Origin of the sequence: Bradyrhizobium sp. CCBAU 21365 (assembly GCF_015291305.1) — a bacterium.
Classification (GTDB): domain Bacteria; phylum Pseudomonadota; class Alphaproteobacteria; order Rhizobiales; family Xanthobacteraceae; genus Bradyrhizobium; species Bradyrhizobium elkanii.
In genome coordinates this window covers 2,585,247-2,611,598 of record NZ_CP030036.1, presented here as the reverse complement: position 1 = coordinate 2,611,598, position 26,352 = coordinate 2,585,247, and the positions used below count along the sequence as shown (strand labels likewise).

21 protein-coding genes and 2 pseudogenes are annotated in these 26,352 nt (G+C 57.7%); 11 read left to right on the top strand and 12 right to left on the bottom strand.

The annotated features are described in order from the left end of the window. Positions 1–535: 535 nt before the first annotated feature. The 8 genes and pseudogenes from groES to XI02_RS11945 all read left to right on the top strand — a co-directional run. The gene (gene groES / locus XI02_RS11980; protein WP_016845959.1) at positions 536–850 is read left to right on the top strand and encodes a co-chaperone GroES; all 315 of its coding nucleotides are present in this window, start codon (positions 536–538) and stop codon (positions 848–850) included. A gap of 88 nt (positions 851–938) precedes the next feature. Beyond that, on the top strand, positions 939–2,579 hold the full coding sequence (groL, locus tag XI02_RS11975) for a chaperonin GroEL (protein WP_168858704.1): 1,641 nt from the start codon (positions 939–941) through the stop codon (positions 2,577–2,579). 439 nt (positions 2,580–3,018) lie between these two features. After that, positions 3,019–3,366 (top strand): transposase, encoded by a 348-nt coding sequence (locus tag XI02_RS46330; RefSeq protein ID WP_018270221.1) that lies wholly within the window; start codon positions 3,019–3,021, stop codon positions 3,364–3,366. Next, positions 3,363–3,707, top strand: coding sequence for an IS66 family insertion sequence element accessory protein TnpB (gene tnpB, locus XI02_RS11965; RefSeq protein ID WP_016844268.1), 345 nt, complete (start codon positions 3,363–3,365; stop codon positions 3,705–3,707). Before XI02_RS46330 ends, tnpB begins: the two co-directional genes overlap by 4 nt. A 74-nt stretch (positions 3,708–3,781) precedes the next feature. Continuing rightward, positions 3,782–4,360, top strand: a pseudogene (locus XI02_RS11960) (IS66 family transposase zinc-finger binding domain-containing protein); the annotation flags it as partial. A gap of 167 nt (positions 4,361–4,527) precedes the next feature. Next, the gene (istA, locus tag XI02_RS11955) at positions 4,528–5,790 is read left to right on the top strand and encodes an IS21 family transposase (protein ID WP_016844266.1); all 1,263 of its coding nucleotides are present in this window, start codon (positions 4,528–4,530) and stop codon (positions 5,788–5,790) included. Next, positions 5,787–6,644, top strand: coding sequence for an IS21-like element helper ATPase IstB (istB, locus tag XI02_RS11950; protein ID WP_016844265.1), 858 nt, complete (start codon positions 5,787–5,789; stop codon positions 6,642–6,644). The genes istA and istB overlap by 4 nt, the downstream gene beginning before the upstream one ends. A gap of 81 nt (positions 6,645–6,725) precedes the next feature. Beyond that, positions 6,726–7,742: pseudogene (locus tag XI02_RS11945) on the top strand (IS66 family transposase); the annotation flags it as partial. A 221-nt stretch (positions 7,743–7,963) separates the two neighbouring features. On the opposite strand, the gene XI02_RS11940 reads toward XI02_RS11945, so the two are convergent. The 11 genes from XI02_RS11940 to XI02_RS11890 all read right to left on the bottom strand — a co-directional run bounded on the left by XI02_RS11940 (position 7,964) and on the right by XI02_RS11890 (position 21,339). Further along, positions 7,964–8,164: a hypothetical protein gene (locus tag XI02_RS11940; protein ID WP_075968505.1), complete on the bottom strand. Its 201-nt coding sequence runs from the start codon at positions 8,162–8,164 to the stop codon at positions 7,964–7,966. A 314-nt stretch (positions 8,165–8,478) separates the two neighbouring features. Further along, positions 8,479–9,234, bottom strand: a complete 756-nt coding sequence (locus XI02_RS11935) for a hypothetical protein (protein WP_244620922.1) — start codon at positions 9,232–9,234, stop codon at positions 8,479–8,481. Further along, positions 9,231–10,325: an alanine racemase gene (alr, locus tag XI02_RS11930; protein ID WP_016841046.1), complete on the bottom strand. Its 1,095-nt coding sequence runs from the start codon at positions 10,323–10,325 to the stop codon at positions 9,231–9,233. The genes XI02_RS11935 and alr overlap by 4 nt, the downstream gene beginning before the upstream one ends. A gap of 103 nt (positions 10,326–10,428) precedes the next feature. Beyond that, positions 10,429–11,493 (bottom strand): FAD-binding oxidoreductase, encoded by a 1,065-nt coding sequence (locus XI02_RS11925; protein ID WP_016841047.1) that lies wholly within the window; start codon positions 11,491–11,493, stop codon positions 10,429–10,431. Beyond that, the gene (locus XI02_RS11920; RefSeq protein WP_016841048.1) at positions 11,490–11,831 is read right to left on the bottom strand and encodes a cupin domain-containing protein; all 342 of its coding nucleotides are present in this window, start codon (positions 11,829–11,831) and stop codon (positions 11,490–11,492) included. Before XI02_RS11920 ends, XI02_RS11925 begins: the two co-directional genes overlap by 4 nt. 46 nt (positions 11,832–11,877) lie before the next feature. Then, positions 11,878–13,188 carry a lysine N(6)-hydroxylase/L-ornithine N(5)-oxygenase family protein gene (locus XI02_RS11915; protein ID WP_016841049.1) on the bottom strand — a complete coding sequence of 437 codons (1,311 nt, stop codon included), beginning with the start codon at positions 13,186–13,188 and terminating at the stop codon, positions 11,878–11,880. Between the two features lie 24 nt (positions 13,189–13,212). Continuing rightward, a complete protein-coding gene (locus XI02_RS11910) occupies positions 13,213–14,427 on the bottom strand; it encodes an MFS transporter (protein WP_240536982.1) in 1,215 nt (404 codons plus the stop codon). Further along, positions 14,424–16,082, bottom strand: coding sequence for a class I tRNA ligase family protein (locus XI02_RS11905; protein ID WP_077231022.1), 1,659 nt, complete (start codon positions 16,080–16,082; stop codon positions 14,424–14,426). Before XI02_RS11905 ends, XI02_RS11910 begins: the two co-directional genes overlap by 4 nt. Before the next feature lie 1,656 nt (positions 16,083–17,738). After that, positions 17,739–17,930, bottom strand: a complete 192-nt coding sequence (locus XI02_RS11900; protein ID WP_016841051.1) for a hypothetical protein — start codon at positions 17,928–17,930, stop codon at positions 17,739–17,741. A gap of 1,451 nt (positions 17,931–19,381) precedes the next feature. Then, positions 19,382–19,918: a YopT-type cysteine protease domain-containing protein gene (locus tag XI02_RS11895; RefSeq protein WP_233475764.1), complete on the bottom strand. Its 537-nt coding sequence runs from the start codon at positions 19,916–19,918 to the stop codon at positions 19,382–19,384. Between the two features lie 1,250 nt (positions 19,919–21,168). Next, positions 21,169–21,339 carry a hypothetical protein gene (locus XI02_RS11890; RefSeq protein WP_016842003.1) on the bottom strand — a complete coding sequence of 57 codons (171 nt, stop codon included), beginning with the start codon at positions 21,337–21,339 and terminating at the stop codon, positions 21,169–21,171. 155 nt (positions 21,340–21,494) lie between these two features. On the opposite strand from XI02_RS11890, the gene XI02_RS11885 reads away from it, so the two are divergent. Then, positions 21,495–21,665: a hypothetical protein gene (locus XI02_RS11885; RefSeq protein WP_233475768.1), complete on the top strand. Its 171-nt coding sequence runs from the start codon at positions 21,495–21,497 to the stop codon at positions 21,663–21,665. A 1,646-nt stretch (positions 21,666–23,311) separates the two neighbouring features. Here XI02_RS11885 and XI02_RS11880 read toward each other — a convergent pair. Then, positions 23,312–23,530: a hypothetical protein gene (locus tag XI02_RS11880; RefSeq protein ID WP_016842006.1), complete on the bottom strand. Its 219-nt coding sequence runs from the start codon at positions 23,528–23,530 to the stop codon at positions 23,312–23,314. 846 nt (positions 23,531–24,376) lie between these two features. Here XI02_RS11880 and XI02_RS11875 point away from each other — a divergent pair. Together XI02_RS11875 and XI02_RS11870 are read left to right on the top strand one after the other, a co-directional pair. Next, entirely contained in the window at positions 24,377–25,846 is a 1,470-nt protein-coding gene (locus tag XI02_RS11875; RefSeq protein WP_016842008.1) for an acetyl/propionyl/methylcrotonyl-CoA carboxylase subunit alpha, read from the top strand. Then, complete coding sequence (locus XI02_RS11870; protein ID WP_155258714.1) at positions 25,788–26,351, top strand: biotin/lipoyl-containing protein; 564 nt, start codon at positions 25,788–25,790, stop codon at positions 26,349–26,351. The genes XI02_RS11875 and XI02_RS11870 overlap by 59 nt, the downstream gene beginning before the upstream one ends. Position 26,352: the final 1 nt, after the last annotated feature.

Here is a 26,352-nt window from a genome sequence, read left to right as displayed (position 1 = left end):
TCGCCATCAACTTCGCAATCACACGCCAGACGCTTCGGCACAACGTATATCAACGTATATAATCCATATGCCGGTCCCAATCGCCTTGATCCATCAGCGCTATGCAGCGCCGTCGACGCAAAACAGCCCGGCCGTATAGTTTTCCTTTAGCCAGTTCGTACGAGCAGCTTTGCTCGCAGGGCCGACAAGGAAGAGCCGTGAAAAAGATAGGGAAGGAGACTGTCGGCGCTTGATTGCTATCCCATTCGTGGGCCGTGATCGGCCTGATCTTGTTGCGCCGAGCGTGCACGACCTTGATCCATGCGCGTGACGGTAAACTCATATTTTGACGAGAAGCAATGTCAGGTTGGCAACAGCTTGGCGAGCTGTGTACACAAAAACGTTTGCTTCCCGACGAATGCACGAGCGGGCCAAGCGAGAGATTCAGCACGATTGCAGGCAGATCGCTCGGCTCATCTTTGGCCTGGCTCTTGCAACAATGAGGCTGCTCAAAAGGCGCCCATTGTCAACTCGTTCAAATGCTCAGGAGGCCTACATGAATTTCCGTCCGCTTCACGACCGCGTCGTGGTCAAGCGCATCGACGCTGAAGAGAAGACAGCTGGCGGCATCATCATTCCCGACACAGCCAAGGAAAAGCCCTCGCAGGGCGAAGTCGTCGCGGTTGGCCCAGGCGGCCGTGACGAGACCGGCAAGTTGATTCCGATCGACGTAGAGGTCGGCGATCGCGTGCTGTTCGGAAAGTGGTCAGGGACCGAGGTGAAGGTCGACGGTCAGGAGCTGTTGATCATGAAGGAGAGCGACATTATGGGCGTTCTCACCGATGTGTTTTCCAAGAAAAAAGCCGCCTAGTCCCAGCCCTCCACATCCACTCCGCCCTTGACAAACGCCTTGCCCGGGCGCGTCGAAGGATGAGAAACTGAACTGAGGAAATTCGATTATGTCAGCCAAGGAAGTCAAGTTCGGCGTAGAAGCGCGAGACCGCATGTTGCGCGGTGTCGACATTCTCGCCAACGCCGTGCAGGTCACCCTCGGTCCGAAGGGCCGCAACGTGGTGCTCGAGAAGTCGTTTGGCGCTCCCCGCATCACCAAGGACGGCGTCGCCGTCGCCAAGGAGGTGGAGCTCGAGGAGAAGTTCGAGAACATGGGTGCCCAGATGGTGCGCGAGGTCGCGGCCAAGGCAGCGGACGCCGCCGGTGACGGCACCACCACCGCGACCGTGCTTGCGGCTGCCATCGTGCGCGAGGGCGCCAAGTCGGTCGCCGCCGGCATGAACCCGATGGATCTGAAGCGCGGTATCGACCTCGCGGTCGAAGCCGTCGTTGCGGACCTCCAGAAGAACTCGAAGAAGGTCACCTCGAACGAGGAGATCGCCCAGGTCGGCACCATCTCCGCCAACGGCGACGCCGAGATCGGCAAGTTCCTCGCCGACGCCATGAAGAAGGTCGGCAACGAGGGCGTCATCACGGTCGAGGAAGCCAAGTCGCTCGAGACCGAGCTCGACGTCGTCGAGGGCATGCAGTTCGACCGCGGCTACATCTCGCCCTACTTCGTCACCAACGCCGACAAGATGCGCGTTGAGATGGAGGACGCCTACATCCTGATCAACGAGAAGAAGCTCTCCTCGCTGAACGAGCTGCTGCCGCTGCTCGAGGCCGTGGTGCAGACCGGCAAGCCGCTGGTCATCGTCGCCGAGGACGTCGAAGGCGAGGCCTTGGCCACGCTCGTCGTGAACCGCCTGCGTGGCGGCCTGAAGGTCGCGGCCGTCAAGGCTCCGGGCTTCGGCGATCGCCGCAAGGCCATGCTGCAGGACATCGCGATCCTGACCGGCGGCCAGGCCATCTCGGAAGACCTCGGCATCAAGCTCGAGAACGTCACGCTGCAGATGCTCGGTCGCGCCAAGAAGGTGATGATCGACAAGGAGAACACCACGATCGTCAACGGAAGTGGCAAGAAGGCCGACATCGACGCCCGCATAGCCCAGATCAAGGCGCAGATCGAGGAGACCACCTCGGACTACGACCGTGAGAAGCTGCAGGAGCGCCTCGCCAAGCTCGCAGGCGGCGTCGCGGTGATCCGCGTCGGCGGCGCGACCGAGGTCGAGGTGAAGGAGCGCAAGGATCGCGTTGATGACGCGATGCACGCGACCCGCGCGGCTGTCGAGGAAGGCATTCTCCCGGGCGGCGGCGTCGCCCTGCTCCGGGCCTCCGAGCAGCTCAAGGGCCTGCGCACCACGAACGACGACCAGAAGACCGGCGTCGAGATCGTGCGCAAGGCGCTGTCCTGGCCGGCCCGGCAGATCGCGATCAACGCCGGTGAAGATGGCTCGGTCGTGGTCGGTAAAGTCCTGGAGAAGGATCAATACCCTTACGGCTTCGACGCGCAGACTGGCGAGTACAGCAACCTTGTCTCCAAGGGCATCATTGACCCGACCAAGGTCGTGCGCATCGCGGTCCAGAACGCCTCCTCGGTGGCGGCGTTGCTGATCACGACGGAAGCGATGGTTGCCGAGCTGCCGAAGAAGATCGCGCCCGGTCCCGCGATGCCTCCGGGCGGAGGCATGGGCGGCATGGACTTCTGATCCCTCCTCTCAAAAGGATCGACAGGCAGAACCCTGGCAGCAATGCCAGGGTTTTCAACTTCGGGCAAACTTGCAACCACACCGCCATTGTCAGGCTGAGTTGGATCGGCAGTTGGCCCCGAGAAGCACAACGGCCGAAGCCATCCAGCCGTTTATATCAGCGACGCTCCGACCCAGCCCAAGATGGCTAGTCTGACTTTTCTCCCGGCGCCGCTCGGCTTGAAAATGAATCGGGCTCCCACATGGATTTCCGGGGCTGCTGAACCGGAATCCGCAACCGCTGTTCCCAAATTGGCTCCCTTCGCGGCATGGTTCCAAAGTAAGCGGCAAAGAGACCCCGTCTGGCGGAGTGGGTAAGCGATCGGCTATCGGCTGCTGAGTTTGTGAGCCGATGTGAGCTTCTATGTCTGCGCCTAGTTCTGGAACTAGAACCTTCCATATGATCGAAGCGGTTGCCGAGCGTCTTGAGGGAGCGCCGCGGCAGCTTCGCCGACGCTGGTCGGACGAGTTTAAGGCGCAAGTTGTGACAGAGGCGCTGGAGCCTGGCGCGAGTGTCTCGGCGATCGCCCGCCGGATTGGCATTCACCCGTCGCAGCTGTTCGCCTGGCGCCGTGATGCTCGGGCAGAGCGACATTGTCCCGCGCGGCACTCGAGTTGCGAGGGTGTGGTGGTGTCTGCGGCAGGCGCAGTGATCGAAATTGCCATTGGCGAGGTGATCGTGCGCGCCGGCGTGGACGTCGACGAGGCGCAGTTGCAGCGGGTGATCCGGGCGGTGCGTTCGGCATGATCCCCTCCGGCGTGAAGGTGTTCCTGGCTAGCCATCCAGTCGACTTCCGCAAGGGTATCGATGGCCTTGTTGCGCTGGTACGCGATGCCGGCTCAGATCCGTTCGATGGTTCGCTTTATGTGTTCCGCGCCAAAAGAGCCGACCGAATAAAGATCGTATGGTGGGATGGCTCTGGCGTGTGCCTTTATTTAAAACGGCTTGAGAAGGCGAGGTTCTGCTGGCCGCGGATCGGACATCATCGGGTGCAGCTGAATGCTGCGCAGTTGATGGCCCTGGTCGATGGGATGGACTGGAAGCGGGTCCGGACCGCGGCGGTCAAGCCGCCGGAGATTGTTGGGTAAAAGCACTGCGGCGAAGTGAATCAGTGAGCTGAAAGGGCAAGAGAACAGGGGCAAAATGTGCTCTGGTAGGCCCAATGATGCCGCCCGATCTCAACCTCCCAAATGACGTGGAGATGCTAAAGGCCATGGTGCTTGCCATGGCCGAGAAAGCGGCCCGCGCCGATGCTCTGGAGAGTGAGGTCGCCGATCTCAAGGCCTGCAACGCCGATGCCGATGCGCGCATCGAGCGACTGACACAGATCCTGAAGGCCTTCGACCGCGCCCGGTTCGGCCGACGATCGGAAAAGCTCGGCTCTGCGAATGGCGACGTCGAACAGCAAGCCTTTGTCTTCGAGGAGATCGAGACCGGCATCGCTGCGATCAAGGCCCAGGTCAGCAAGGGCCGTGCGCAAGCGGATAGCAAGCGTGCACCGCGTCGGCGCAAGGGCTTTGCGCCCCATCTGGAACGGATCGAAACTGTCATTGAGCCGGAAGAGCTGGCTGAGCATGCCGGCAAGCAGAAAGTGCTGATCGGCGAGGACGTGTCGGAGCGTCTGGATGTGGTGCCGGTAAAGTTCCGTGTGATCGTCACGCGCCGTCCCAAGTATGCGTTCAAGAACGCGGACGGCGTGATCCAGGCGCCGGCCCCGGCCCATATCATCGAAGGAGGCATTTGTCACTGGGCGGTGAATACTCCCCAAATGTGGGCATCGAAAATTCCCTAGCTGGCATCCCAGCCTGAAGGGGCCGCGGCGCGCAGGCCCCACATACCGGAGCGCTGCGGCCCTTTCAGGCTTTCCGCATCCGATCCTGTCGCCGAAGCGATTCGGGGGCGGAACGGATGATCCAGCTTGGAGATCTCATTGTGATTTTGGACCTTCATCGTCAGGGCTTGTCGATCAGCGCGATCGCCCGGCGCACGGGACGCGACCCGAAAACGATCCGCAAATACATTGCGCGTGGCCTCGAGCCACCCGCCTATGGCCCGCGGCAGGCTGGCCGGCCGAGCAAGCTGGCGCCCTATCTCGATTATCTGCGTGAACGTATCGCCGCGTTCCCGGACTTGAGTGCCGTCCGCTTAACACGCGAGCTTCGGGAGCACGGCTACACTGGCGCCTATACGGCCGTGAAACGCTTCGCGGCTGCGATCCGTCCTGACCACGTACCTAAACCCTTTGAAGTGCGATTTGAGACGCCTGCCGGGAAGCAGGCGCAGGTGGATTTTGCTCGCTTCGTGAGCATCTTTACCGACGAGCCCGGCGTGACGCGGATCATTTGGCTGTTCTCGATGGTGCTCGGCCATTCGCGCTTTATCTTCGCCCGCTTCGTCATGCATCAGGACCTACAAACGCTGCTGCGCTGCCACATGCAGGCTTTTGCGGCGATCGGCGGCGTCCCGATCGAGATCCTTTACGATCGTATGAAGACGGCCGTCACAGGCGAGGATCGCGATGGTCACATCGTCTATAATCGGTCGCTCCTGGCGCTTGCACAACATTACGGCTTCCATCCGAGGGCCTGCCGACCGTATCGCGCGAAGACCAAGGGCAAGGTCGAGCGTCCGTTCAGCTACATCCGGCAGGACTTCTTCCTTGCGCGCAGCTTCCGCAATCTCGACGATCTCAACGCTCAACTCGACGACTGGCTCGCGACTGTCGCCAACGCGCGCGTGCACGGCACCACGCAGAAAGTCGTCGCTGAGGCGTTTGCCGCCGAGAGGCCCGAGCTGCAGATGTTGCCGGCAGGGCCGTTCGACGCGTTGCTCAAGCTCGAACGGCGTGTCAGCCACGACGGGCTCGTGTCGATCGGCGGCAACTATTACAGCGTCCCCGACCGTACCCGCCGCATTGTCGAGGTGCAGCAATTGCCCGATGTAATCCGCATTCTCGATCAAGGCCAAATCGTCGCCGTCCATCCTGTTTTGGAAGGCCGCCGACGAACCCGTGTCGCACCCGAGCATCGCCAGGTGGTCAATCGGTCCAGGTCGCGACCTGGCGCCTCCGAAGCCCTCGTCGGTCGGACCGGCGATCACATCCCACGACGGTCGTTGGAGTTTTACCAAACTGTCGGCAAACGGCTCGCCCAATCGGGAGGCCGGCCATGACCATCCACACGCAGCCGGCAGCGATCGACAGCGTCAAGAAAAGCCTGGTCGCACTCAAGATGCCGCGCGCCCTGGAAATACTGGACACGACGCTCCGCCGCGTCGAGCAGGGTGAGGTCACATGGATCGAAGCGCTTGATCAGCTGCTGATCGAGGAGCTAACGCTGCGCGACAATCGCCGTGTCAGCACCGCGCTGAGAATGTCGCGCCTGACCACCGTCAAAACGCTCGCCGGCTTCGACTTCGCATTCCAGCCGTCCCTCGATCGCAATCGTATCCTGGCTCTTGCCGAATTGAAGTTCATCGACCGCGCAGAGGTGGTCCATCTGCTTGGGCCACCCGGCACCGGCAAGAGCCATCTCGCGACCGCGCTCGCGGTCGAGGCCGTGAAGGCTGGAAAGAGCGTCGCGTTCGCCACGCTCGCCGATATCGTCACCACCCTTGCAAAAGCCGAGCGCGAAGGCTCTTTGCGTGAGCGCCTACGGTTCCTTGCCCGCGCCTCCCTCCTTGTCGTCGACGAAATTGGTTACCTTCCAGTCGTGCCCGGCGGCGGCAACCTGTTCTTCCAGTTGGTCAATGCGCGCTATGAGAAAGGCGCGATGATCTTGACTTCGAACCGCGGATTCGCCGAATGGGGCGAAGTTTTTGGCGATCCTGTCGTTGCCACGGCATTGCTTGATCGCCTGCTTCACCACGCCGTTGTCATCCAAATCGAGGGATCGAGTTATCGGCTCCGGCAGCACGCCGCTCTGGTGCCGGAAAACGTCCGCTCGCGCCCACTCGCAAACCCGCCGCAGCCCAAGCGCCGCGGCCGCCCGCCTGGAAAGGCCAATGACGATCCCGATGCCGGCTGATCCCCGAAACCAAAGTCGTCGCCGTCACCTAGGGAAATTTGGAAGCCCATTCTCACGGAAAGTTCGCCGCCCGTTGACAGCATTCCGACGGAAGCGCTTTTGGCCCAGATCGCCGTCGCCAAATATGCCGACGGCCTGCCGCTCTACCGGCAGGAGGCGATCTACGCCCGCGACAAGGTCGAGCTAGACCGCCAGTTGATGGCGCAATGGATGGGCAAGCTCGGCTTCGAGCTGGAGATCCTGGCCGACTACATCTTCAGCGAGGTCAAGAAGGCCGAACGGGTCTTTGCCGACGAAACCACTTTGCCGACGCTCGCTCCGGGCTCCGGATCGACGAAAACGGCCTATTTGTGGGCCTATGCCAGGGATGACCGAACGTTTGGCCGCGACGGTCCCCCGATGGTGGCTTATCGCTTCGAAGACAGCCGCTCCGGCGAATGCGCGGTCCGGCACCTCAATGGTTATCGCGGCATCCTGCAGGTGGATGGCTATGCCGCCTATAACAAGCTCGCGCGATCCGATCGCGGCAATGATGGCATCACATTGGCTGGCTGCTGGTCACACTGCCGGCGCAAGTTCTACGAGTTACATGTTGCAGGGAGCTCAGAAGTGGCAACGGCGACGGTCGAGCGGATGGCGAAGCTTTGGCAGGTCGAGAAGACCGTGCGCGGTCAAAGCCCCGACGCACGCGTCGCCGCGCGCCAGCAAGCCTCCGCGGCGATCGTCGCAGATCTCTTCGACCTCTGGCAGCAGACCTTGCGGCGGATCTCCGGCAAATCAAAACTGGCTGAGGCGATCCGCTATGCCGTCTCGCGCCGCGCCATCTTCGAGCGCTTCCTGGCCGACGGCCGCATCGAGCTCGACTCCAACATCGTCGAACGCGCCATCAGGCCACAAACAATTACGAGAAAGAATAGTCTCTTCGCTGGCAGCGACGGCGGCGGACAAACCTGGGCGACTATCGCAACACTGCTGCAGACGGCGAAGATGAACAACATCGATCCGTTCGCCTGGCTCGCCGTAACGCTTCAGCGTATCGCCAACGGTTGGCCGAGCAGCGAACTCGACGCGCTTATGCCATGGAACCACGCCGCCTGACGGCCTCAGCTTGCCGCTTACGTTCCAAACACGGAGATACCGTGCGAACCACTGGGCGCAGAAGCCGCTCGGAATGAAGTCAAGTCCCGCGTGTGGTAGGCGGTCGCGTTCCGGCCCATAAAGAGGTTCAGTGCTCTCGGCGCGCCAATCGGTCCGAAAATCAAACGCCTAGAATTTACGACCGTTCGCATTTTACTTGCCGATCGCTCGTTGTTTGTAGATCAAGCTAACTTGTTCATCGAACGACTTAACGGCAACTTTCGCCGATGGTAGCCGTAGATCCGAACATCTTCGCGGATCTGCTCGCTGACCGAGCGCACGATACGTTTCTTCCGCCAGTTCCTGTTGAGATCGATCGGAATGGAATTGCCTCGAGGAACGACAAGAAGATCGTTCCGTTCGTTCAAGTAGACATCGTACATTGAAGTCCTCGCTCCAGGTCAACATAAGCCGAAGCCCCAGACCTTTGGTGACTTGGACGACACAGTCTCAAGAAAGCCGAACAGGGTGCTTTGCTCTCGGAACGCCTAGGCTGGCAGGGACGAATTCTGCTTCATCTAGGCAACAGGGACGAAGCTGAAAAACACTTCAGACTAGGCACCGTCTCGATCGGCGGGAGTCGGAGGCCTCGGCTTGGGTTGTTTTAAGCTCGTCGTTCCTAATGGTGCCGACCTATGCAACTAGCCGTGGCTTTCCGTGCTGCTTGCTTTCTAGTGATCCGGCTGGCGTCTATAACCTAATATCTGTTTCTGGGCTCAGTTGGCATTATCCTGCCCCTCATTTCGGGAGACCCCTTTTTGAAATGAAGGAAGTTACAGACATCATAACATTCTACGTCATTCAAGCGGAAGCCATACGACGATATGTGGTTCACCAGAAAGACCGGATCGAAAGCGAACGCCTTGAACCCGTTGGAACAATCTAATCGAACATAGTCATCCGTGCGCGCCACCCCCTTAACGGTGATGCCACAAAGGTCATAGTATTCATGGCGAGCCACCGTTGCCGTCTCGCTCGTCGAAAAGAGCGACAAAGCTAGATCAAAAGGCGCTTTACAGACCAGCGACAGAAATTCCATCGGCGCATCCATCGTGCCAATGAAATTAAATGGCAGTATGCAGAGCACCTTTCCATCATATCGGCGCATTATCTCGTCGATTAACCGCGTTCTTTCGAAGAATTTTCTGGCTTCGCAGCGGATAACCGCTCCTCTCCGATTTTTTAACCGACGCATACGAGGTGGATTTATTTCAATGCCAAGATAATCATTGTCATCGTTCTTAATGCCGATAAGGCGGTAGCCACTACAACCTACTTCTATGATCAGCTTGTAGTGGGTCTTGCACAGGAGATCGAGGTAAAATAGTCTCTCACGACGATGAAATTGCCGCACCTCGGCAGTGAAGTAGCTCGGACGCATGAGACGTACGCCTTCATCGCCTAGGTAGATCGCTCGATTGACTTGCTGGGATCGGAGCGCGGAGGAGTTCACCGGTGCCTCATATCATCTCTTGCGGATGAGACGTAAAGCCTACGGCATCGTCGTCCCATCGCCGTAGTCAATTCGTCGCTCAGCATTTTCGCGGCTGATGCCATATCCCCGACCGTCTGCTCGGGGCAGATGAGGTCCACCACTGTACCGGGCGGCGTCCAACTCTCGGGCAGGTCGGTTACGTCAATGGTAATAAGGTCCATCGAAACGAAGCCGACGATAGGCGCACGACGACCATATATGAAGACATGCCCTCGATTACCCAGAGTACGCGGAAATCCATCTGCATAACCAATCGCGGCGGTCGCGACCCGCATCCGCTTCTTTACTGTGTAGGACCTGAAGTATCCGATCGCTTCCCCATGCTCGACTTTACGGCATTGAATAATTTGCGTTCGCAGATGAACAACTTGCATTGGCTTGAAATCGGGATCCTCGGACGTCGAGAAGCCGAAAATTCCTCCACCCGATCTTACGAGGTCAAAATGAAACTCACGTCCGGCGAACAATCCGGCCGAATTCGATAGGGAAAGATGCGCATTCGGGAATAAGTGGGAAAGTCTGCGAAACCGATTCAGTTGTTGGAGACAAATCTCGTCTCGCCACTCTGCACAGGCGAGCTGACTCATGAACAGCACGACAGGCAATTCAGATAATCCGCTTCTATTTTCGGCGATTGCGCGCAACTCATCAATGGAAAACCCCAATCGAGACAGGCCAGTGTCGACATGAATTCCTGCGGGCAGCGCGCGATTGCGAAGTCGGCAATGCCGAAGCCAGGCCTCCAATTGTTCCCTGCTGTTGAGGATCGGCAGCAAATTGTGCTGCTCGGCCGCCAGCTCCATGCCCGGCAAAGCGCCGTAGAGCATATAGATCCTTGCCGATGATGGCAGCACATCGCGCAGGGCGACGCCCTCCTCCACATCAGCGACGAAAAAATGCGCGCAGCCGAGGGAAGCCAGGAAGGGCGCTATACGTGTCGCGCCAAGACCGTAGGCATCAGCCTTGAGGACGGCGCCGCAAGCGCTGCGAGGCGCAAGCCCCTGGCACTTCCGATAGTTGGCTTCAATGGCGCTGAGATCAACAATCATGGTCGATCTCGACGTCTCGCGAACGGACTCTACAGGTTTATGATAGGGATAGGCTTCGAGACCAATCGGCATATGTCATCTCATCACGCCACGCCGACGACAATCAATGGTGAGAATACAGTGATCGAATTGCCTCTTCCGCGCACGCGGGCCCAAAACGAAACCCGTTACCTCCACCGCCGCCAACGACATACAGGCCGGCGACATCTTGAGCTGGGCGAGAGAACGGGACACCATCGTCAGAATAGCAGTCGCAAAACACACGCGCTGATGCGATCGCGGGAATGTCAGGAGAAAACCATTTTGTCAGGATTGCGTTGGCGCGTGCGAGATCATCCGAACTGACGTGCAGCCCGCCGGTGTCAGGTCTCACATCCCATTCGTGCGAGGTGAAACTGAACAACCAATACCCCTCTTCGATCATAGGGATCAGGAACGCATAGTCATCGAACAAGCCGACCATTGGACAGTTCGTTGTAGGGCGCGCCGCCAAGTGAAGCGCGACGACCTTTTTAACTCGCAATCGCGGCCCCTCCGCTAAATGCGCGCGCAACGGTGACTCTGGCAGCCATGGACCGATTGCCAGAACGGCCCGCCTCGCCGAGAGTTCGCTATCATCAGATGTCTGAAGACTAATATGGCTCGGTCTTTGCCGTATCCGTGCAATCGATGTGCGCTCCCGTATCGAAGTTCCGACAGCCTTGAGCCGTTGGGCCAGATCCCGAACAATGGAATTGACTGGGCAGTAAGACCCCCGATCCAGCGCCACGACCATATCGCCGGGAATCAAAAATTGCGGCAGCGATAAAAGCCTCTCCCTCAGCGCAAAAGAAGTCGATGGGGCGGTGCCGACCACACAGCTCATTCGCGTGAGTTCTTCCGGATCGCGCGTCAACCACAATACGTCGCAGTCTCGACCGCTGGGCCACCCATGGGGATAGATCTCTCGCCAAATCTTTGAACCACGATTGAGGAGGCTTCTTTCCTTTTCATTACGACCGATGTTGATTTGGATTCCCGGGGCAAACCCACTGGCACCAGACCCAACGGTCTCTCGATCGAAGATCACGATTCTATCCCGGGGCCGGCTATTCGCTGCAATGAAGGCGGCACTCAGGCCCATGACGCCCGCGCCCATGACCGCCAGGTCGTAAATGCTGTCGGTCATCGAGCTCCCTCCCAGGCGATAGACAAAGCGCCCAGAATTTCGCTGCCGCGATTCTCCAAATAATGGGTTCGATGGGGCTGCAGAAACACCAGATCGCCGGCCTTGATGGCCAATTCTCCATCGTCAGTTATCACACGACCTTGGCCGCTCGTGATGCGCCAGATCTCGCAGGAAGAATGGGAATGAGGCGTCGACACAGCGAACGGATCTAGCCGAAATTCGATGAGCTCGACGGGACAAGGGGTCCGGGATTCGCCGATTTCTTCAACGTGCTGCAAGACGACACCGGGGCTATAGATCGTCATGTCGCCCAGGGCCATCAACCGTGCATTCTTCATGGCAAACTCCGAAAGATCCAGTTGTCGTGGCAGACTTGTTCGCCGGTCAGCAGGCCCTCTCGAAGCCAACGCTACTCCACTCGATGACGCCGGTTCCCGGCGCGCAATCGTAGGCGACGCGGCCGATGATTGAATTGAGGATTTGCGAAGCGCGCCAAGGAACCAGGCTTAGATTTGTATCGGCAATGCCACGTTGAAGGCGTGCGCCATTCTGGACGTACAAACGGCACTTTTCGGGACCGTCAAAACGAGCCGAGAACTCCTTGTCGACTACGATTTCTTGAGAGCCACCCGGAGCATTCAAGACCTTGAGCCGACCTGCGATCGGCTCAAGAAACGATGGGATTTCGGTGCGGTAGCCTGTGGCTAAGACGACAATGTCTGCGACATGTTGTGAAGAAGTGCCTGTCTTCCGCTGACGCAAATCCAAGCGAAAGGGAGACATGCCCCGCAAGTCTTCGGCCGTGGTGTCCACGTATACCTTTACGTGCGCGGGGTAGGACTGTCTATGAACCTCGCGGTCGTACAGCGTATTGTAGATAGCGCGCAGCGTCGAGCAGTTCACGCCATCGCTCGCCAACGATTGTCGCTCAAGAGTTTGCTTCCGGGCGGCTTCACTCTGGTCAAAGAACCAGTCACCATGTTGCGGAAAGAACCATTCATTGACGAAAGGACTGTCTTCGAGCGCAAATATGCTTGCGCGGCGCGTCACCCAGGTCAGGGTTCCCAATGGACCGCATGCACCACTGAGGAGATGAAGGAATATCTCAGCCCCGCTTTGGCCGCCGCCTACGACCACGACACGCTTGCCGGAAAGCTCACGTCGCCGCAGGAGAAGGGTACTCCCGTGAAACACCTCGTTTGGCGGCGCATTCCTGCCCCACTCAGGAACAGACGGTACCCTGCCCACGCCAAGCACAATCGTACCGGTTTGGTACTTGCGGCAATTCGTTATGATATTAAAGGCCTCGCCGCGCAGTTCGACTGCGCTCACGTGCTCGCCGAATTGGATGTTCGCCAGCTTCGCCGCTGCCCAGCGCAAATAGTCCTCAAATTCACTACGAGTAACAGACGCCAGCCCCCGAACAATAGCTTGATAAAGTCGCTTCTTATCATGCAAGTAGGCGAGGAAACTGTATGCACTCGTCGGATCAGCCGGTGTGACCAAGTCCTTTAGCGGGCTGGTTTGCATGACGGCACCTGCCAAAAGCAGACCGGGATGCCACTTTACCTTCTCTGAGCTCTCAAGGACGTTCAACGAAATGTCCAGAATCGGAGCCGCAAGCGCTGCCAGACTCAGATTAGCCGGCCCCGCACCGATCGCGATGACGTTATAGCTGTCGGCGTGCTTCAGCATCCCATGATCCCTACAAGGAGCCAGTCAATGTTCTCGGCTGCCCGAGAAAACTTGAGTTGCAAGAAGGACTGCATTCGCGACGATAAGCACCATCATGGTTATAAGCAGATTATCGAAGCCGCCGGCCTTCACGATTTGCCCTGCGATGCATGGAAATCCGAATAGGCCAATGAAGTAGGAGAGCGTGAAGACTTGAGAGGCAATAGCCAACGACGTGCCTTCCGTGTCAGCAATGTACACGACCATACTGTTCAGGGTCGAATAGCTGAGACCGTATCCCAGCGCGAACATCATTGTTCCGATGATGTAGTTCGCCGTACTGCCTACATTCACGAAGAGGATGAATAGCCCTCCGATAGTGCATATGCTGAGAACCGCGGCTACGCGCTCAAGGCGAAACTTTCCAATTATCGGCGCCACAGCGAACCGCATGAAGACGGCTGTCAGCGTGAAAACAAGAAAGAATGTGTCGGCAGACTGCGATCGCGATGCAGCATAGAGCGTTTGGAATGTGAAAAGACCGGCGAAGACGCATGCCCCAAGGCCGATCATGATGATCGGATATCGCGTGTTCGATTTGAGGGCTTTTAGCACGCCTTCCACGTTGAGACGTACAGTTGGCAGTTTGGTCTGAGGAGCGTGCGCCAGCCCCCTACCGGCGAACTCCAAGAACGTCGCGCCAACGAGACATGCAGCCGCAAATAGGGCGTACACCGCAATGTAGGATCCCGCAGTCACCGCGACGGTGCGCGCGAGAGGAGAAGCAAGCCCGATACCCAGCATTTGAGACCCGGAAAGCAAGGTCAAATACTTGATACGGGCTTCAGCCCGCACGTGACCCAGGACTTGAAGCGGCGCCAGCATATAGAAGCCAGACCACCCAATGCCGAGAAGAAGTCCTCCGACGTACGCGAAGAGCGTTAAAGTTGACGCTAATGCGAAAGATATCATCGCGGCCGCCATCATCACTGCGGCCACGGTGATAGTTCGCATTAAGCCAAGTGAATCTGCGATCCGGCCGACCATTAGCGAACACAGTATCGTTGCGATCGTACCGGTCGAGATAACGGCTCCGGCGGTCGTGGCGCTTTGCTGAATGGACCGCAGGGCGTCCACGAGAAAGAAGCTCGAGCCATAGGATGCGGCCAAGCTAATACTACCAAGCATGAAAGGAATGGAGACTTCTAACGGCATTGCACTGGGCAGCTTCTCGGCAGGAACGATGTTCGCGACTGTCACGCTGCAATCCTTCCGGGAAGGCATCGTTCAATATCTGAAACCGCCAACCTGCGCCCATCGATCTTCGGTGCCGCTCCATTTCGGTGAGGTGAAGGCGTCGAAGCGCGTGCGGCAACGGGATGGCCGCTATGACCGAGCCAACGCCATAAAGCTTCTGTTATCTTGGGCATCAGCGGCCAAGCCAGTATGCAGAGCCCCATAAGCCAGGCGTAGGCGGTCTTATGGTTCGGCGAGCCATCAAGATGATCAACCCATTCGATAAGCGGCCGCGACGATTGCGATACCCGTAGACGGTCGAGCGAAAGCGCGGCGCACTGCTTTTCGTAGAGTCGATCCAACGTAACCATCATCGCACCATCAACGTGACATCCAGCGAGAGAAGGCATCGAGTTTAGGGACTCCGTGCAGCGATCGATTGCCGCAGATATCTTGTCGAGAACCGCGTTATAGCGATCGACCAAGCGCTCTGGTACCAAGTCGGTCTCGGTTTCTTCCGGGCAGATTTCCGACAGGTACACTCTGAGGACGTCGACCGATATATTTGGAATTCGAGCGATTTCGCCTGCCCAGATCACGTGGCCGCGACTCGTAGAGAACTTCGAACCGCTCAGCCGAATGAAGTGATTGAAAAAAATTCGATCAAATGGGCGGAACGAGTTCTGACCCAAAGCGCATCCCGTAACTCCGACAAGCATCGGGATTGTGTTATCGATACCGGTACCGCCAATGAGGAACGCATTGGACTCGCGCGCAAAAGGATTGGGCTTGTGGGTGCCCTCCGTGTCCTTGTAACCGCAATAGAGAGAATGAGCGTAGAGTAAGGAGGAGTAGCTAAACAATATCTGCTGGCTGTTGAAATGTCGTGAATTCCAAGCCAGCCCGTGTAGTCCCGGTACGGTCAGCCTCATTTGCTGCCCTTTACGTGCGACGTACCGTTTCCCTATCTCCAGAAAGCTGGATTCGATGGCCGTATCGTCCCACTCCCGTAGAAGTCGGTCCTTTCCCGAAATTGAAAGGAATGCTGAAACGTTTTCCAACCATTCGACAATCCGCCCGCGCCTGGATACTGGATTCAGCGCTTCCTCGGGCTCAAAATGATGTCCACACTGTTCGCAGAAGAAGCTCCCCGCAGATGCCAGGCAAACCGGACAGGTTGCACCAAACCAGCCTCCAATGCAGAAACGCTCTTCTGGCGTGGCAGTAGAACCTGCATCGTCCACTGGTAAGCGACCTGCGAGGAAACGAAGCGAGCCCGCTGCAGATAAGGCGCCCATCAGCGCGTTGCCGACCTTCGAAAAGCGCTGCAGATTGCCGCCATACGCTGGGTCATCGAAATGATCGAAAACGACACCGACGGAGGCGAGATCTTCAACAATTCTGATATGGAAGCCATGTGCCAAGGCTGACGGGTCAATGTTCTCAAGAGCCGCTCGGACCAGGACATGGTTCTCGAAACCGTCAGTCGTCAGTCCAGAACGGACATGATGCCCCGCCCTCTTCAGGTGCTTCTGTACAACATCCATTCTGAGATATGGCCCAGCGGCATGCCCCAGATGTGCTCTGCCATTGGCGGTCAAGTTGACGGGAGATATATACACATCAACGGGATGCGTATTCGCTACATTTATCCGCGAGATCGTTGGACTTTTTTTCATAGCTGCACAGTGACTTCTATGAACACATTTCTGGAAACATCCAAACAGGTGCCAGACATCGCCGCTAGGGCGCGAAAACGCATGCGGCTTAGGGGTTATGGACGCAGTCCGGCTGCGTATTTCAAACTGGGCTCCATACGTCGAAGACCTGCAGCGTACTGTTTGAGATTTTAGAGCAGACGACGCTGTTTCGCGGGATACTCGACGTATCGCTCTACCTCAGCTCGCAACATAGGTAACCTCCTGACCAACCGCTGCTTGGATGCGATCAGTTCTGACGCCGTGAACGAAGCAAACGGCGCGCCAACTGAAAATGCGTGCTTCTTGGGCTTGTCAGAGCCTCCCGTTCGTCAACTTTCCGACATTGGTCACGAATCTCACAAGTGGGCCGGTAAAGCCGGATGAGAGCGGTCGTAGGCAGATAAGTTTCATTTTTTGCGACCATTGCAGCCAGCTGGTGATGCCGACGACTTGGGGTGGCGACCAGTCCGGACATAGCTTGTTTCCGCGGATCAACGCGTCACAGCTAATCGCTCACCATTAAATTAACCTGGGGTACGCCTGCACAACGGGCCGAGGTGCCATCCTAAACATTCCGCGCAATCCCTGGTTTAGGCGGGGGCCTTGATCCGGGATCGATAGCGCTGAGGCGCATACATTCTGTTGCATATGCCGTGGTTGGTAGCGACCGAGAGGTCAGCGAGATCATTGGAACGGATGTGGATGTCACCGAACAATACGCGGCCAGGCAGCGGTTGGAAAACACTCTTGCAGCACTGCAGGAAAGCGAGCAGCGAGTTCGCTACTACGCCGAAACGGCCTCGGACTGGCTCGGGATACCGGGCCGGATCACCTGTGCACCCGTCTTTCGGAACACGCGAGCGCTGCAGGCCTCTGGGCGGCCGAGCTCATTGGCCTGGCTCGTTGGGACGTTGCGTGCGATGTCGAGGCAGAACCCCAGAAATGGCAGCAGCATCGAGCAACGTTAGCTGCACATCTTCCGTTTCGCGATCTGATCTATCCCGTCATTCGCTCATTCAGCCACAGTACAGAATACGTGCAGCTTAGTGTGGCTGATTGTGGCGTCGGAATCGCTGAGGATGATACGGACCGTGTCTTGGATCCCTTCTTCACCACTAAATCAAGCGGTCTGGAATGGGACTTTGGATCTGCCGTTCAATCATGGAGGCTCACGGAGGGCGTCTGTCATTTGCCCGCAAGTCGGAGCCGGCTGCGACGCTTCAATTCACTCTGCCGCTGCACAGGAAAGCCATGTCGTGATTGGACGTTCTGAGTCGCCGCACGACGACAGGAAGGCTGGGGCCCGTCAAACGGTCGTCTCGTCGTCGTGAACGATGGCTCAAGGCCGATCGCTCAAGAACCTCTTCAATCCGTGCGCCCGGGCGTCGCCAATTTCGGACGGCTCGCGAGATACGGCGGAGCAAGCTTCTGTTGTCAACAGTCTGGTTCCACCCGGCTGGCGGATTGAGCGGTTCTCGATTTCCAGACCGAGCTGCCGTCATTGACCAATCGGCCCGAGATTGAAGCGTTGGCGAAGAGGTTCCGATCCTTCCGGTCCACAGGCGTTCCCACGAATTGGTGGAACGAACAGCTTTGTCTCATAGCCGCCGAACCACCGATGCCGGGACAAGCAATCTATTCGCACGCGGCGAGTTCAACGATCGTCGCCGTGTCGAGGACCCTGCCGGCAAGGTCCTTGATCAAGATCTCGTTTCCAGATTCGGCGAGTTCATTTGCCTTGGCGAGAGCTTGCTTTGCGGAGGAAACGACGACCCGGATAGCACCGTTGCCGCTTTTCGAATAAACCTGATATCCAACGCCACCCATCGCGCCTCGCTGACGAAGATCTCTAACGTTCCTACAGATCCGCGCCTAGTGCAAACGAGCCACAGCCCACACCTTCCGAACGGAACGAGTGCCAGGCGCTGGTCTGTAAAGGATCACTGGATACACCGCTTAGCCGGCGTTGTACGATTGAGAAGGCCCGTCGAAAGATGTTGATGCGTGCCTGGGTTGCCATCATCGCGAAACGCCCAGGGCGCAGCAAGCCGGTTCTGAGCGGCATCTCGCGAGGCCTCCCTTTCCGAACAAGCGCAGCGCCGCTAGCCGCTACTGACCCTGAGATGTTGTCCACCCCGTCGCCGAGAATGCTCGGAACGGAGCTTTGGCGACGATATATCTGGACCAATCAGCCGAGCTTGAAGCAGATCGATTTTCCCTCGACGGTACACTTGGCTTCTGACGAGGCTGGGACGCCGATCTGACGCTCAGTCTGTCTATTGGACTGCGGGGCAAAGCGACCGCCGCTCGATTTGCCGCTATCCTCCGCGACATCGTTCTGGCAAATCGACTCTTCTGAATGTTCCGCGCGTCAGCCTTTTCGGCCGGCCGCTGCAGGTCGCGCGCCTTCTCCCGGCAGCACTTAGCCGTTTAGGGAAGCCTCCTGCCGGTCGACCGCCGAGCGCTAAACCGAGTGATGGACGATAGAGTCCGACCTCGATGCGCCCCGCCAAGGGGCTGGGACAGCCACTGGTTGCTGCGCCTGCGAACAGAGGCAGATTGGTCACGCTTGGCAAATGGCCGCTATGGATAAGCAAGCAAGACAGTGCCAGCTGCATCCGGCACGGGTTAGAGAAGTCTCTGACTTTCGTCGATCGGCACCTGACACACGAGGCGGAGTGCCAGGCCATCTATGGTTTCTCAAAACGGAATGCGCCTTCACACCAGAGGCCACGGCGACCTGACGGTTGCTGCCGAAGACGTCCGCGGCTCCAGGTCGTAAAACTATCCGAATGCTTCACGGCGTGCCGGAGCACGAATTCTCGATGATGACGCTCGCCAGCCCCTTCACATGGACGTAATGAAACTGCAGATGATCTAGGGCGGGGTTCGTTCGCAATCTGGTGCTCAACACGCTCAGACAAATGCTGGCATGCAGCGCTGATGGACAATCCAGATCGCGGGTCAACCGCACCCGCGCCAGCATATGACGCTGTCGCAAAGCTCCTCACATTCCGCCCGCATTGCCGCTATCAACGCCCGCACGCAAAGAATGCACAAGTTCTCGCTCGACGAGATCGGCCCCTCATCAAGCGAACCTCTAACATCTCCACACCGTCAGCGTGGCTTCATCTCAGCACGTTGCCGTATGCTGAAGCGGCAGACTCGGAGCCCACATCCGGTTACCCCTAATCGCGACGTCCTGATTCTCAGGTCTCCATCGTTTCCGCGCCGGGAAAGACGGAGATCTCGGCAGAGTTGGTGAAAGCCCCGAACGCTCAGGCGACCCTTTGCGTGACAACGGTCGATATATCACGTTGGTTCGGGTTCCTGTAGCGCTCGGCAAGACTTTTGAACACCTCACCCATCTGATCTGAGCGAACAGTAAACTCCCCATAATTAGGATCAAAGAGGGTCGTCATTCCATTCGATGTCGACGTCGCGATTGAGTGTCTGCCACCTGCTGCGAAACGCAAGCTGAGCACGTACACCGATGGATCGGCCGTGATTTCGTTCACTATCTTGTTAATGCGCGAAGATGAGCCAAACCTATATCGTGTCTGTTCGTTGGATGGATGCAAACCCGCATCACTCAACATTTTGCCTCTTGCCTGAAAGTCATGAGAACCTCCTGCCCCAGCGTTTCGTAACTCAGTCTTGGCATCTTCATACTGCTTCTGCCGCACGGCCGCCGAGGCATGGTTTTGAGCACCCGGCTGCAGCGCACTCATTCGGGATGAGGGGCTACTATTGAGATCGAGCAGCCACTCCGCGGCCAACCCAAGGCAGATACCGTTAACATTGGCCTCAGGCAATTCAGCAGTCCTGTAATCGAACAGGGCACGGATCGGCCTTGCTGGAGAGGATGGATTGGAATCGGAGGACAGAGAGGATGTGCTGGAGTCGGAGGGCTCTGGACTGTAACCGTTTGCGTCTGGCCTGCTGCAGCAGCCCCCCATTTGGTCGAACGACTCACCATCTGACAGGCTCTCCTGTTGCGCGCATTCCGTAAGTGCTTGCGCAAAGCTGCCACTGTCCATCGACTGCCCCGATTGATCAGCCCGATTGGAAGCTATGGATTGTCCGCTCACTCGATTATACATGATGGCTCACCTGCCTCTTAAGCGCACGTTTCCTCAGAGCGAGTGCGGGATGCTCATGCTCTGCCTCTGAAGGATATTGCCGCAAGCTGACGGCGAGCTGTCGAGCCGACAAGCTTGGAATCGTTATCGTTCATGTCCCCTATTGGAGGCACACCGTTTTGATCGCCAGCTCTGTTCCGGGCGGGTGGCTGGGACTGCAGAGCACGTGGTTCCGCTTGAAGTGGTGCCCGCCCTCGATACGACTTCCGCTGTTGCTCGTACCCCTAGGTTCAACGCGCCTTTCCACAAGCACTGGCTTGAACACCCCCAAAAACTAATTCGAATCCCAACACGCCCACGATGAAAGTAGCTGCGGTGATGCATATGAGGCAAATCTTGCCGATTCAGTACACTTTAATGACCACCTGTGCGGCAGCAGGATTTCCGGCTGCCCCCCGGCACGTTGCAACTGGCAGAAAAGCCCGACATGTTCGGCAATCGCGCTGCCTTCCGGCGGCGCAGAACGACGTTTCTGCGCTAACCAAGCGCCCGCTTCTGCGCGGACATTGTTGATGCAACTCGTCATGCTGTCGCACTCATCCGTGCAAACAACATTGCCGCGTCGGACGGTCTTAGCCCAACAATGCCCACGAAGCTCGGCGGTGGCGTCGGGATGTCTCGATCAGTGGGTCTCCATAGATGCAGGCAATACCGGCTGTTATTCACATATTGCGAAAGAGGCGGATGCAATTGCATCACGCATTCCTCTTCATCCCAAAACAGGTCTTTTACGAAGCACATCTCTTCCCAGTTTGGACAACGCCGCGCCGTCGAGACAGCGACGTGCTCCCAGCTAGGACGAACTAATCCACTGATCTTGAGTTCACACCCGCAGGGACCCTGCACAAGAAACAGGCCGCAAGGGCCTGATCCAGGAACGCTGGCGAACTGGCCGTATTTTACCCGGCCAGCCTCAAGCTTCTCTATGATCTGCGCTCGCACGTCCCCTCCTTTGCCTCGCGGATCGCTTTGAAGTCGACGTAGATGACGTTGTCGGGCAACTGATCAATCGGCGCCAGCTCGGTCCTCACCCCGGCATTCCAAAACCACTCTTCAGCGAACCATCTGCTGAGAAATACGCTGATGTCCATCATCACTTGCTCTCCTAATTCTTGGTTTTCGAACGCTCACATCGTGTTTGAGGACACGACGGACACGCTCATCGCCCCCTTGATCGCAAGGCGCGCACGATCCGCTCGATACGAATCGGCCAGTTACACACCCATGGTTGACCCGACGGGCGGACCCGGTGGACGACTTCGTCACCACGTCGATCCTCGCGTGGGCCATCTTGCTCATCTATGCTGGCAGGCTTGGACTCTCATCGCCGAACAGCGCCGACCTGCAGGCAGATCAGCTCTTGAGCCTTAGCACGTCCAAACAAGTATTCATTGCCCTGCCCGTGCAGATCAGCTGGTGATGTGCTTGACCATATGAAATGGGTCGAGCCCGATCATGGCCCATCAACTCATCGACGATGGACCGATCGTCATCCCGGCGGCTCCATTTGATCGCATGTGATACCTGCTTGTAGATTCCATTATGGCGCGAAAACCGCGAGCGCTGCCGCCACTATGATTCGAAAGGGACGGCGCCTCGGTCCGCGCCGTCATGTGGGTCTTCGATAGCTCGCAGCACTCGCTTCTCGTGGTTTGAAACAGTGCCAATGCGTCATCTATGTGACCATGATCAGGCTGTAAGAGCGTAAACTCGAACTAGCTCGCATCGGAGCCGCAGCTGAGCCAACATGTCATTGAGTGAGCTGCCAACATCTCATCATTCTTCTTCCATCTCAGCAGCTCTTCGTCAGCTAGCGGTCAGGGAAGGAGGCTAGCTTGGCTTACTGCCTCAGACTCAATCGCGATCAACGGCGATCTTTCGGACCGCTTGTCGCCTGTGTCGCTGACGACGCACCTACTGGCGTTGGCTTTCAGACATCGGTGTCGCGAATTCGACTAAGGGCAGCTAGACCACGGCGCTGAACTCGACAAATCGCATTTTTCCTTTGTCAAAGCGGCGCCGGTACATCTCCGTTCGTGGCATGCTGATTGCAGCGGTCAAGAAAACGAAGCGAACAGGACGCGCCATAATCCACGATGGCCGTTTCGGCTGCCCGGAACGCTGCAGCGCTAAGCAGGCCGGCAATTCGCAGGGCTTTCGGCTGAGCGACGATACGAACGGAATTCTGACACTCAAGCCTTGAAGGAAGACCGCGAAACTCATGAGTGATACGAGACACCCAAACGCGCGCCCGCTTCCGTGGGCCAGCGCATCGTGGGATGAATGATGCACTGGCGCACACCAAAGCACCCCATGATCAAGCATTACGGCGCTGATTGCGGATCTTGGCCGACGCAAACGAAATGGAACCTGTGGCCACTGCTTGGGTTGTTCCTAAACGCGCTGCTCTGGGCCGGCATTTGCTGGATCGTCGCATCGCTCCTATGAGCGATACAGAATCGACGGCGATGTCTTGACAAATAGTGCGGCACACGAGCGCTTCTCGACCACTCGTATGCCGCGACTGTTCCGATCGAATCGTGCTGAGGATGAAGCAGGCGCACCACCGCCAGTCTGGCAGTGGCGATCTCTTTCTTTGACTTGGTTCAAGTCAACAACTGGCGGACTACCTAGACACGACATGCGGCTCTCTCGCGACGCAAACGAAACAGGCGGGGATAACAGGACAACGCCGCGAATCGGCGGACTGACATGACCCGCCAACATGCCGACTGACATCGACTACTACCCGCGCCCAGATGCGCAACTAAGGCCGGAAACGTGCTTTGTGACGCTTGCGCAAGGATGGCGACAGGGATCGCGTCGCCAGCCTCGCCAGCGCCCCGACCCCATCGCAACAGGAGCAGGCCGTCATACCACCATATTGCGCGCGGCCACCTCGTCCCTCTCCCCCGAGATCCATCGCCCCGCCGAACGGCGCGGCTCACCCCGTATACAGACTTGCAATAGACTTGGCCGCGCCGAGCGCACTGAGCGACCTTTGCTCCACAAAAGAAACTGCGAGCCGGAATGTGCGCGCGCGCTTTGCCGAAGCGCGGCCAGCCCTCACAACTCATAGTCGGACAACGCATCGTTCTCGTTTTGGCTCGCCTGCCAATCTTGGGCACGCAGAGCCAGCTTGTCGTATTCGATGGCAATCTTAAGAAGCCTATCTCTTAATTTGCCGTAAGCGAGTGCTTCCGCCTTCTTTCGCGTTGCTTCCGCACGGCCTCGCCAGTGATTGGGCTCGTAGAGTTTACTTTTTGGATTCATGGCGGTGAGCATGCAATTCTCAGATCAAAGAAATGCGACAACCGCGCTACGTACAATTACGTAACAGCGAGGCTCATCTCGTTAGCTACGCCACGGTACCATTCGCAGCCGCCGCACAGCAATACTGTGTGCACTGGTCCATCCGAACTCCCTCGCGCAGGCGTCGCTAAGACGGAATATGCACATTCCAAACATCTACAGGCGATTGGGCCCACAAAGGGGCTTGAATCGCTCGTTGCGTCAGATTGTACGATCCTAGACAAGTGAGGGCCACCTTCGACAATCTCGACGCTTCCTGACAGATAATGCGAACTGCGCGCCCGGGCCCATTTTCCGGTCGTCAGGTCATCTTGCGTTTGGCGCCAAATAACAACCACTGCACCACCGGCTTGAAAGGATATCATGAGTCAAAACCAACGACTCCGTTTGGCTTCGCTTCTCAATGCCAACTACCGCGCTATCGCTCTTGCTGTCGCAATGACAGCCGCAATCCCCGGACAGGTGAATGCGCGCGACCAAGCGCCGACCGCGGAGGAGAAGGAGGCTTGCATGGAGGACGTGTTCCGCCTGTGCAGCAGCCACATACCTGATCGTGCCGCCATTATGTCTTGTCTCCGATCAAAGCAAGCGAGCCTCAGCCAGCAGTGTCGCTACGTGATCTCCGTTCGAGATACTGGCAAGAAGAACAGTGACTCAAAGTGAGGGATCGCCGGCCGTGAGCGTGCCAGTTCACATTCAAAAATGGATCAAGCCTGTTCTTCCACCAAGGCAAGCGATCAAGCGCGGGCCGTCGAGAGTGGTACCAATCGGTCACAACTGACAGAAGCTCTGGCCCACAGTGCTTGTCCGGATAGGCGAATGCACAAATTACACTTCGATACGGTTCTAATCGCCAATAGGGGCGAGATAGCTGCACGAATCATCAAAACGCTGCGGAAGCTTGGACTCCGTTCTGCAATTGCCTACCACGAGGTAGACGCCCTGACCCCGGCCGTCTCCATGGCCGACTTGGCAATTCCGATCAGTGGCCGCACGCCGGTGGCGAGCTATTTGGACATTGCGCAGATCATAGCTGCCGCTCGCAAGGCGAACGCCGGGGCGCTGCATCCAGGATATGGATTGCTTTCCGAGAGTGCGGAGTTCGCCAGGGAGGTGATCAAGGCAGGCATTACCTTCATCGGGCCTGCTCCGGAAGCCATCGAACTCATGGGGGACAAGATCCGGGCCCGCAACTTCGTTCAGCGCAACGGCTTTCCAGTCCTTCCCTGCGCCATCGAAGAAGATGATCCGACGACATTCGTTTCGAGAGCGCAAGCTGTTGGATTTCCTTTGCTGGTTAAGCCGACGGGGGGCGGTGGGGGCAAGGGCATGCGAATTGTCCGCGACCCAAATGCATTGGAAGCAGCCATCGAGCAGGCGCGCAGTGAAGCGCGTTGCTACTTTGGAAATGGCCGACTTTATGTCGAACGATATCTCGAAATCCCGCGGCACATCGAAGTACAGGTGTTGGGTGACGCCTTCGGTAACCTAGTCCATCTCTTCGAGCGCGAGTGTTCAGTGCAGCGCCGCTTCCAGAAGATCATAGAAGAGACGCCCTCGCCCGCGTTATCACCACAATTGCGGACACGGATTTGCGAAGCCGCGGTCGGCATCGCCCGTGCGGCGCAATATCAAAATGCTGGAACGGTCGAGTTCATCCTCAGCGAAGGCGACTTCTACTTTCTCGAAATGAATACCCGCCTTCAAGTCGAGCATCCAGTGACCGAGATGGTCACTGGTGTCGACCTGATCGCCGAACAGGTTTATGCCGCAGCCGGCCGCGAACTTGCGCTTGCGCAATCCGATATTGCTTCGAACGGGCATGCGATCGAGCTCAGGCTGTACGCGGAGGCCCCCGAACGCGGATACGTTCCAACCACTGGCAAAGTACTTCTTCTCGAGTATCCGGACGGCGTACGGATCGACAGCGGCATCATGCGAGGTCAGCACATCACGGCGGCGTTCGATCCGATGCTTGCAAAGATTATCGTGCATGCCCCAAGCCGCATAGAGGCTGCTATGAAAGCCCATCGTGCGGTTCGAGAACTTGTTCTACTTGGGTGTGAGACCAATGCCAGCTTGCTCGCCCGGATCCTAGCTGACGAGGCATTTCTCGGCGGTCAGTTCCATACGGGATACCTTGAAGAAAACCCGCATCTTGCAACCGACAATTTTGCTACCGGATTGTCTGCGTTCCTGGCATCCGCCGCTCTCCTGACGAGACCGGTGCGTGCTTCCGCTGACGCCGTGCCCGAGCTTCACGCAGCATTTGGCAGCTGGAGAAATTGACGTGTATCACTCATTCGAGGTCGACCGCGTAGACCATAGGCTATGGCTTTCAACCAGCCAGCAGGGTTACCGGCTTCATTTGCGCGACCAAGTGATTGCCCCCGTCGCGTTCACGCATCACGGTGAGAGTAGTGGCATCCTGACCATTGCCGGGGAAAGCGAACCGGTCAGGTTTGCTATCGATGGCGACCTGATTCATCTGCATATACGCGGCAGAAGCCGCATTGTGCGCTACAATGACCCATTGCGAGCGCTCACTTCCGCGAATGACGAAACACGCCTGCTAATCGCCCGTGCGCCGATGCCTGGCGTAGTTGTTGCGACTACCGTTTCGCCTGGCCAATCAGTCTCGGCGGGAATGGCACTGATGATGATTGAGAGCATGAAGCTGCAGACGATCATACGCTCACCGCAGGACGGCATCGTCGATCGAATTCACGTCAAGGAAGGCGAAAGCTTCGAGCATGACGCTGAGCTGGTCACGCTCTCCGAAGAAGGGCGCTGAA